The sequence below is a fragment of the Protofrankia sp. Cj3 genome (assembly GCF_917627355.1).
GTDB lineage: Bacteria > Actinomycetota > Actinomycetes > Frankiales > Frankiaceae > Protofrankia.
Genome location: NZ_CAKJTR010000216.1, coordinates 2,887 through 8,125, shown reverse-complemented (window position 1 = coordinate 8,125; position 5,239 = coordinate 2,887). Strand labels below are relative to the sequence as shown.

The 5,239-nt window shown below is 67.7% G+C and carries 5 protein-coding genes and 1 pseudogene; all 6 read right to left on the bottom strand.

What is annotated here, in order from left to right; all coding sequences use genetic code 11:
• Positions 1 to 137: 137 nt before the first annotated feature.
• Positions 138 to 911, bottom strand: a complete 774-nt coding sequence (locus tag MJ783_RS20545) for an ISAs1 family transposase (protein ID WP_239312841.1) — start codon at positions 909 to 911, stop codon at positions 138 to 140.
• A gap of 266 nt (positions 912 to 1,177) precedes the next feature.
• Positions 1,178 to 2,734 (bottom strand): ATP-binding protein, encoded by a 1,557-nt coding sequence (locus tag MJ783_RS20540; protein ID WP_239312838.1) that lies wholly within the window; start codon positions 2,732 to 2,734, stop codon positions 1,178 to 1,180.
• A gap of 76 nt (positions 2,735 to 2,810) precedes the next feature.
• Positions 2,811 to 3,053: a hypothetical protein gene (locus MJ783_RS23765; RefSeq protein ID WP_370651741.1), complete on the bottom strand. Its 243-nt coding sequence runs from the start codon at positions 3,051 to 3,053 to the stop codon at positions 2,811 to 2,813.
• A gap of 371 nt (positions 3,054 to 3,424) precedes the next feature.
• Positions 3,425 to 4,243, bottom strand: a complete 819-nt coding sequence (locus MJ783_RS20535) for a MerR family transcriptional regulator (RefSeq protein ID WP_239312835.1) — start codon at positions 4,241 to 4,243, stop codon at positions 3,425 to 3,427.
• A gap of 12 nt (positions 4,244 to 4,255) precedes the next feature.
• Entirely contained in the window at positions 4,256 to 5,050 is a 795-nt protein-coding gene (locus MJ783_RS20530) for an ABC transporter permease (RefSeq protein ID WP_239312832.1), read from the bottom strand.
• Positions 5,047 to 5,239 (bottom strand): annotated as a pseudogene (locus tag MJ783_RS20525) (ABC transporter); the annotation flags it as partial. The pseudogene MJ783_RS20525 and the gene MJ783_RS20530, both read right to left, overlap by 4 nt.

Below are 5,239 nucleotides of genomic sequence, written 5' to 3'. Positions count from 1 at the left end.
TTAGAGTGAGTTTGATCAAGATCTGCTGACCTATCGGAAGTTTTGTCCTCCAGCCCGTCGAGCCGGTTTTGCGCAGATTCGAGGAGGATCACGAGCTTCGTACCCGGTGCGACGGGATACGAAGTACCGTTTTTGTCCTATAAAACCCGTTTGATCGTGAACCGTGTTACTCCCAGTAGCCGAAACATGTTGATCACGAGGTTGGTGATAGCGGCCCACAGCTGGGGGTTGTCGCCGGTACGGAGCAGGGAGGCATCCTCGCGCCAGATGACATCCCGTAGCCAATGTGTGTGCTCGACGGTCCAGTGGCCGCGGACGTGGGCGAGCAGGTCGGCGGGGGTGGCCTCATGAGCGGCGAGGCTGGTGATGGACAGGACAGCCTCGGTCCTGGTCCGCCAGGCGCCGCCGCGCCATTCGGTGACGGAGCGTTCGACGAGCACAGCGCGGGCGGCATCAACCATCCCGTGGCCGGCGGGCATCGGCAGGTGGCGCAGGGTACGGGTCTCGAGCCGGCCATGGCTGTGCTCCTGAGTCGCGGCCGTGACCGGGGTAGTCAGCCAGGGCAGGGCGTCGAGCAGGGCGAACAGGCGGGGCTGGTTACCCCGGACCGGCAGCAGGTAGTGCGCCAGCTTCATCCGGCGCAGGTAGAGGGTGTTCGCCACGTTCGTCTGGAGAGCGTCAGCCGTTATCACCACGTCACGCAGCGGTAGCGGTTCGAGGAGTGAGGCGACGTGCCTGACCTCGGTGGTCGTATTCTCCACCCGCTGTTGGGCGACCAGCATGCGCAGAGCGTGGACGACCGAGCCGAGCAGGTGCACCCTGGGCATCCCGCCGCGTTTCGCGCCGCGGGACTCCTTCCCGTCGACCGCGACGGCCTGCTGGCCGGCCTGGTAGGAGGCCTCGACCCGCACCGCCGGGTCGACGAACGGGTGAGTCGGAGCGAGCCGGACACGGCCGTCCGGGTCGGTCTCGCGTAGCGCGTCCGCCCGCGACCGCCGGCACCGCCGCGCTGGCTGAGCCGTTTCGGCGGGCTCGGTGGGTGGCGCCGCGGGTCGGGGTGGGCAGGCCAGGGCCCGCGCGACGGCCCAGCCGGAGATCGCCGCCTCGAACTCGACGACGTCGACGTGTTCGTCGAGCCGGTCGAGGGTCGCCGTCGACAGGACGACGTACTGGCGGGTCAGATACGGACAATCGTGACAGTCCGTCCACTGGGGCTTGTGGCGGTCTCTGAGCCCAGCTTGGTGGCGACGCGTTTGCGTTCGGCGGGTCGCTGGTCAAAGATCACGAGGTGGCCGGCGGAGAGGCCGAGGCGGAGCAGGTAGCAGTCCAACTGGCTGACGCCGGCCTTCGTCGGATCCTTGTCGCCGGGCCGGTGGGTCTTGACCTCGAGAGCTTCGCGCTGGACGGCGGGTCTGCCGTCGGGTTCGGTGTAGGTCCAGCGGATGAGCAGGTCGAGTGCGCCGCGTCCGACGCCGTATTCGCGGTCCACGAAGCCGCTTCCATTGATGGCGCGGTCGAGGTAGCCGAGCAGGGTGACGTGGGGGGTCACTTCGCGGTAGGGCTCGTCGGCTTCGAGGATGTCCTCGGTCCGGTGCCAGAAGTCGGTGAATCGGGTGAGCAGGCCGGGCAGGTCGAGTCGGCCGTCGGGGAGTATGAACGAGCGGGGCCGGGGCGCGCCGAGAATCCCCTCGAAGAGACCGTCGGCAAGGACTCGCGTGATGACGTTCCGGTAGATCGGATTGGCTATTTCGACCGTTGTCGCGGTTCGTCGGATCAGTCCCAGGTCGGTGGTGTAGGCGAGGTCGTCGGCGAACGGGTCGAACCTGACCTGCGTGCCGGCGAGGATGGGCTCGATGATCCGTCTGACGCGGGAGTCACGGAGCTTGTCGAGTAGGGAGTCCAAGTGGGTCTCACGGGCGACCGTGATCCGTTCGGCGGCCTCGTCGACATGCTCGCCTGTGATCGTCACCGTCGTTGGCACCTTGATGCGGTTGACGATCTCGTATGCGAGGGCGTTGACCAACCATGGCTGGCCCATCGTCAGTGCGTAGGCGTACTCGACGGCCTGTGAGGTGAACCGTTGGCCGGTGTCGGTGGTGTGTTGTCCATAGAGGGCGCGGACCTCGTCGATGGTGAAGTCACTCAGCCGCAGCGACGTCACCGCGATGTTGAACGGGCTTGGCGATGTCAGCCTGGTCGGGTCGCCGCCTGCGGCGATCTTGTAGTCGCGGATGTCGCGCAGGCCACAGAGCGCCACGGACGCGGGAAAGCCGGTGGGGCGGTCAGCGAAGCCGTCCCGCAGTTGGCGAAGCACGCTGAGCATCGTGCGCCCCGCGAGAGAGTCGATCTCGTCGAGGAAAAGAACGAGTGGTCGCGGGCAGGCCTCCGCCCAGGCGGCGAATGCGTCCGAGAGGAGCACTTCGTCCCAGCTGTCCGGCCATGGCGGCGGACGCAACTCGGCGGGCAGGTTGGTTCGTGCTGCGCGACGGGCACGGCCGAGGATCGCACGGGTGGCCGCGCCGACGTCATCCGGCCAGGGCTGTCCGGCCTCCATTGACAGCACCACTGCCGCGTGGCGCCCACTCGTGGTCAGTTCGGCGGCTAGTGCCCGTAGCGCCGTTGTCTTGCCCGATTGGCGGGGGGCGTGAATAACAAAATATTTCTTGTCCTCGACGAGATCTGGAACTTCCGGGAGCCGTGCCGGGGCTGGGATCATGTAATGATCGATCGGCACGCACGGTCCAGTCGTGTTGAACGAGCGAGTCATCACCCACCACCCTCCGGTCCGTCGCGCTCCACTGATCGCAACTTTACGGAACCGCGGTGGGCATCGCCTCGCGAGCGGCGAGGACGTGCTCGATTCCGAGCTGCTCCGTCAGGCGCGTCAACGCCGGACGGAGCAGCTGGAGCGGTACTCCTGCGGCTCGGATAGCCGTCAGTACCATCCCCTCGGCCAGCCGATGACGGGCGGCAGATCCGGCGCGTCCCGTGCGCACGGGCGCGATCTTGGCACGGACTAGCCGAACGCCCTTGGGGCTAGCCGGCAGGCGCATCCGGAGACCCGTCCCTCGATCGTCGCAAGTCGGCTATCGAGGTGGCTCACGCGACCGTGAGAGTCTGACATGGTGTCGCAGCGAGTCCGTACGTCACACGGTGTGACTGCGTGACGTACGTGACCTTCCGCAAGTTCTGCGACACTATTTACCATCCGTGTCTGGATGCGACGCTGGGTCGTCCGTATGCGCTGTACGTCCACGGGAACAATGACACAACCGGCGCGGTGTGGGCCCTCGAGCCAACTGTGACCGGCCCGCCCTGGAAGCGTCTACGTAACCCGGTGGCCGTACTTGGCGCCCCGGATGCCGCTACTCACGTTTCGCCACGTCGACGAAGCGGGAGCTGTGGCGCCGGAGCGCAACGATGATCATCCTGGCTGGGATGGTGCGCGGTGGGCGATGGGCCTGCCGGTGGCGCGCTCTGTCGGGCTGATCCGCTCGAGCTTGGTCCAGCCGCGCCAGCCGCGTTCGTGGAGCCGCTCCATGAGCTGACGGGCGATCGGCACCGAGTGGAGGAAGACCGAGTCGAGGAGCTCCGCGAGCGCGTCGGTCATCTCCTGGTTGTGGCTCTCCCATCCCTCGTCCTCGGCGGCTTCGAGAGAGGCGACGAGCCGGTCGGCCACGGCCGCCACCCGCGGGTCGTCCATCTCCCAGTAGATCATCGCGGCGAAATCGCGGTAGAGTGCGACCGTTGCCGGGTCGTCGAGCTGCTGCTTCTTCAGCTTCACATAGGACGACACGTGCTCCGGGAGCTGGGCGGCTACCAGGATCCAGGCGTCCCGCTCGCCCTCGATCATCAGGTCCGGCAATCCGAGTTCGCGCAGCCGGTCGAGGTATGCCACCGCCTCCGGCGGCAGGGCCAGGCTGTCCCCGGCTGCCAGCTGCGCGATCCGCGCGCGGTGCCGTTGCCGCTCCTTGATCTCCGCGCGTAGGCGCCGGTCGATGTCCGCGACGGCCGCGGTGAACTCCCGCTCGCCCGCGGCCAACAGCTCGCGGACGTGCGCGAGCGGCACACCGGCTTCGGCAAGAGCGCGGATCCTGATGAGTTCGACGACGGCATGGGCGTCGTAGCGCCGGTAGCCGGAATGGTCGCGCTCCGGCTCCGGCAGGAGGCCTTTGGCGTGGTAGTGCCGCACCGCGCGCACGGTGACGCCGGCGTACGACGCCAGCTGACTGATCGTGAGCACCGCACCAGTCTCCTATGTCGCGGGCACGCGGAGGAACAGCCGACGTGACCAGAGGCAGCCGAGCAGCGCGATCAGGATGCACCAGCCGATCGCGAGCCACCGGTCGGAGCCTGTCGGAGCGCCCGTGACGAGGGCGCGGAGGGTATTGATCATCGGGGTGAACGGCTGGTGCTCCGCAAACTGGCGCAGCCCGGCCGGCATCGCGTCGGTCGGTACGAAGCCGCTGCTGACGAACGGCAGGATCATCAGGAACAGCGGGGTGTTGCTGGCCGTCTCGACGCTGTCCGCGGCCAGGCCCATGCCGACGGTCAGCCAGGTGAGCGCGAATGCGATGAGAATCAACAGCCCGATCGCGGCGAGCCAGCCGAGCGGACCGGCGTCGGAGCGGAACCCGAGGAGGAAGGCGAACGCCGTCACGATCACCACGGCGCATCCGGTCCTGATGACAGCACCCAGCACGTGACCAGTGAGCACCGACAGCCGGGCGATGTTCATCGTACGGAACCGGGCGATGATCCCGGTGGTCATGTCGGTCGCGGTCGAGATCGCGGTGCCGAGCGCGATGCTGGCGATGGTCATGAACAGGATGCCCGGCATGATGAATGCGAGGTAGCCGCCGCGGTTTCCGCCGCCCTCGTGGCCCGGCAGGCCGGCCCCCAGGGTCCCGCCGAACACGTACACGAACAGCAGCAGGAACAGGATCGGTTGCGCGACCAGCATGATCGACAGCGAAGGGTAGCGGCGGATGTGGCGCAGGTTGCGCCGCAGCATCGTCATCGAGTCACGGACGGTGTAGGTGCCGCTCATGCGGGGATCTCCTCGGCCGCGGACGCCTCGGCCGCGTGGCCGGTGAGCGCGAGGAACACGTCGTCGAGGTCGGCCGAGGTGACCGTCAGGCCGGCGACGCGATCGTCGTCGAGGGTATCGAGCAGGCGGCGCAGCCCGGCGATGCTGCCGTCGCCCGGCAGCCGCAGGGTGAGCGCCTCGGTGTCGGTG

Coding starts and splice junctions, on each gene's coding strand:
- MJ783_RS23765 (WP_370651741.1), bottom strand. CDS start 3,053: ATGCGCCTGCCGGCTAGCCCCAAGGGCGTTCGGCTAGTCCGTGCCAAG.
- MJ783_RS20530 (WP_239312832.1), bottom strand. CDS start 5,050: ATGAGCGGCACCTACACCGTCCGTGACTCGATGACGATGCTGCGGCGC.